Raw genomic sequence first — 3,332 nt, forward strand, 5'->3', positions numbered from 1 at the left:
CTGGCCCATAATACAAAAGGTACGATGTCACCCAGAACGTATCTTGGGCTCCATCTGTTTGTAGGTGTCCGGTTTCAGGTCTATTTCACTCCCCTCGTCGGGGTGCTTTTCACCTTTCCCTCACGGTACTGGTTCACTATCGGTCGCTGAGGAGTACTTAGGCTTGGAGGGTGGTCCCCCCGCGTTCAGACAGGATTTCACGTGTCCCGCCTTACTCGTGGATACATCATCGCATTACTCGTACGGGGCTATCACCCTCTAAGGCCCGGCTTTCCTGACCGGTTCCGATTGTCTTTGATGTATCACTGGCCTGGTCCGCGTTCGCTCGCCACTACTAACGGAGTCTCTGTTGATGTCCTTTCCTCCAGGTACTTAGATGTTTCAGTTCCCTGGGTTTGCTTGAAACCTCCTATGTATTCAGAAGTCTCATACCTTCTCTTGATAACCGGAAATCCAAAACCTCTTCGATCGAAATCTAAAGGTCCAGGCATCTCTCATTTCTGATCGAACCCCACACCAATGTCTTTCGACAAAGGTCTTGGAGTTCCGGCTATCGAAGGTGGGTTTCCCCATTCGGAAATCCATGGATCAAAGCTTCTTCGCAGCTCCCCACGGCTTATCGCAGCGTAGCACGTCCTTCATCGCCTCTCAGCGCCAAGGCATCCACCGAACACCCTTAAGGCACTTGATTGCTCTCATTATCAATGTCCACACACTCGGCAGAATGTTGTCTGTAAGAACTGCCTTGCGGCGCGCGTCCTCGATGAACGCTATTCTCACAGCCGGACAATGATTAGAAAGACCAGCTTGCTTCGTAAGATCGTTCCGATAGCGAGGCGGTCAAGCTTCGCTAAAAGGATCATTTACAACTCGCATGTCTCTCAAACGCAGCCTTGTGAGCTACATTGAAAGACGCACGAGCGCCGAAATGATCCGGAGATAATGAAGTATCGCGCAACAATTGCTTGTTGCCCGATCCAACTCGGATCGATCTCCTCTTTACGATGTCAGAAATCACGCAGCTCACTGTCCATCCGGACTAGTAAGTGCGAAGTGATGTTTCGCGGACGATTTAGATGCACGATCAGTCGATGATCAAACCATCTGGTGGAGCCAGACGGGATCGAACCGACGACCTCATGCTTGCAAAGCACGCGCTCTCCCAGCTGAGCTATGGCCCCGTAACCAGAAGACGAATGCTCACTCGATGAGTGTGGTGGGCCTGGGAAGACTTGAACTTCCGACCTCACGCTTATCAAGCGCGCGCTCTAACCAACTGAGCTACAAGCCCCTAACGCATATCCAGTCAAGGACCAGGGATTCTGCAAGCTTGCAGCCCCAGCGCGTGTTCGTCCGCGAAGAAAGAGAAACGAAGACGGCGAAATCCCGCCAATGCAGCTCAACAATCCTGACGATCGTTGGCCACTGATGTTTCTAAAACGGTTCGATAGAAGCAAGCTTCTGAAGAACCATCCTTAGAAAGGAGGTGATCCAGCCGCAGGTTCCCCTACGGCTACCTTGTTACGACTTCACCCCAGTCGCTGACCCTACCGTGGCCGGCTGCCTCCATTGCTGGTTAGCGCACCGTCTTCAGGTAAAACCAACTCCCATGGTGTGACGGGCGGTGTGTACAAGGCCCGGGAACGTATTCACCGTGGCGTGCTGATCCACGATTACTAGCGATTCCAACTTCATGGGCTCGAGTTGCAGAGCCCAATCCGAACTGAGACGGCTTTTTGAGATTTGCGAAGGGTCGCCCCTTAGCATCCCATTGTCACCGCCATTGTAGCACGTGTGTAGCCCAGCCCGTAAGGGCCATGAGGACTTGACGTCATCCCCACCTTCCTCGCGGCTTATCACCGGCAGTCTCCTTAGAGTGCTCAACTAAATGGTAGCAACTAAGGACGGGGGTTGCGCTCGTTGCGGGACTTAACCCAACATCTCACGACACGAGCTGACGACAGCCATGCAGCACCTGTGTTCCAGGCTCCGAAGAGAAGGTCACATCTCTGCGACCGGTCCTGGACATGTCAAGGGCTGGTAAGGTTCTGCGCGTTGCGTCGAATTAAACCACATGCTCCACCGCTTGTGCGGGCCCCCGTCAATTCCTTTGAGTTTTAATCTTGCGACCGTACTCCCCAGGCGGAATGCTTAAAGCGTTAGCTGCGCCACTAGTGAGTAAACCCACTAACGGCTGGCATTCATCGTTTACGGCGTGGACTACCAGGGTATCTAATCCTGTTTGCTCCCCACGCTTTCGTGCCTCAGCGTCAGTATCGGGCCAGTGAGCCGCCTTCGCCACTGGTGTTCTTGCGAATATCTACGAATTTCACCTCTACACTCGCAGTTCCACTCACCTCTCCCGAACTCAAGATCTTCAGTATCAAAGGCAGTTCTGGAGTTGAGCTCCAGGATTTCACCCCTGACTTAAAGACCCGCCTACGCACCCTTTACGCCCAGTGATTCCGAGCAACGCTAGCCCCCTTCGTATTACCGCGGCTGCTGGCACGAAGTTAGCCGGGGCTTATTCTTGCGGTACCGTCATTATCTTCCCGCACAAAAGAGCTTTACAACCCTAGGGCCTTCATCACTCACGCGGCATGGCTGGATCAGGGTTGCCCCCATTGTCCAATATTCCCCACTGCTGCCTCCCGTAGGAGTTTGGGCCGTGTCTCAGTCCCAATGTGGCTGATCATCCTCTCAGACCAGCTACTGATCGTCGCCTTGGTGAGCCATTACCTCACCAACTAGCTAATCAGACGCGGGCCGATCTTTCGGCGATAAATCTTTCCCCGTAAGGGCTTATCCGGTATTAGCACAAGTTTCCCTGTGTTGTTCCGAACCAAAAGGTACGTTCCCACGCGTTACTCACCCGTCTGCCGCTGACGTATTGCTACGCCCGCTCGACTTGCATGTGTTAAGCCTGCCGCCAGCGTTCGCTCTGAGCCAGGATCAAACTCTCAAGTTGGACTTGAACTTTGAACCGGCTGATCACAACGTTTGACGAGGTCCCACCATTATTTCGACAACCGAAGTCGCCGAGCTGCCCGCGATTCACATCGCTGGCAGCGATGGTGTTTCCTTTAAAACGTGTACCGCCGAAGTCTTTCGTCCCCTCTCAGAACTCAAAAGCCGAAGCTCTTCAGTGTCCGAGAGGCGCAAGGACTCCGCCGTCCACGTTTCTCTTTCTTCATCTTCACTTGTCAAACAGCCCGGGACCACGAGGCCCCAACCTTCCAGAGTGGAAGGGTTCCGACACCCTTACCGACGATGAATGAACTCCAATCGACTTACGTCGACTGTTGTGTCACTCAACAAGGTGAGGAGCATCA

The 3,332-nt window shown here is 53.5% G+C and carries 2 tRNA genes and 2 rRNA genes (1 of these 4 cut by a window edge); all 4 read right to left on the reverse strand.

Annotated elements, in window-relative coordinates:
* Nucleotides 1-691, reverse strand: a 23S ribosomal RNA gene (locus CT676_RS42795) (it extends 2,182 nt beyond the left edge of the window).
* A 414-nt stretch (nucleotides 692-1,105) separates the two neighbouring features.
* A tRNA-Ala gene (locus CT676_RS42800) sits at nucleotides 1,106-1,181 on the reverse strand.
* A 33-nt stretch (nucleotides 1,182-1,214) separates the two neighbouring features.
* Nucleotides 1,215-1,291, reverse strand: a tRNA-Ile gene (locus CT676_RS42805).
* A gap of 188 nt (nucleotides 1,292-1,479) precedes the next feature.
* Nucleotides 1,480-2,968: ribosomal RNA gene (locus CT676_RS42810) — 16S ribosomal RNA — on the reverse strand.
* The 16S and 23S rRNA genes sit together here with 2 tRNA genes alongside, the layout of an rRNA operon.
* Nucleotides 2,969-3,332: the final 364 nt, after the last annotated feature.

This window comes from Bradyrhizobium sp. MOS001, from assembly GCF_004634465.1.
Taxonomy (GTDB): Bacteria; Pseudomonadota; Alphaproteobacteria; order Rhizobiales; family Xanthobacteraceae; genus Bradyrhizobium; species Bradyrhizobium barranii.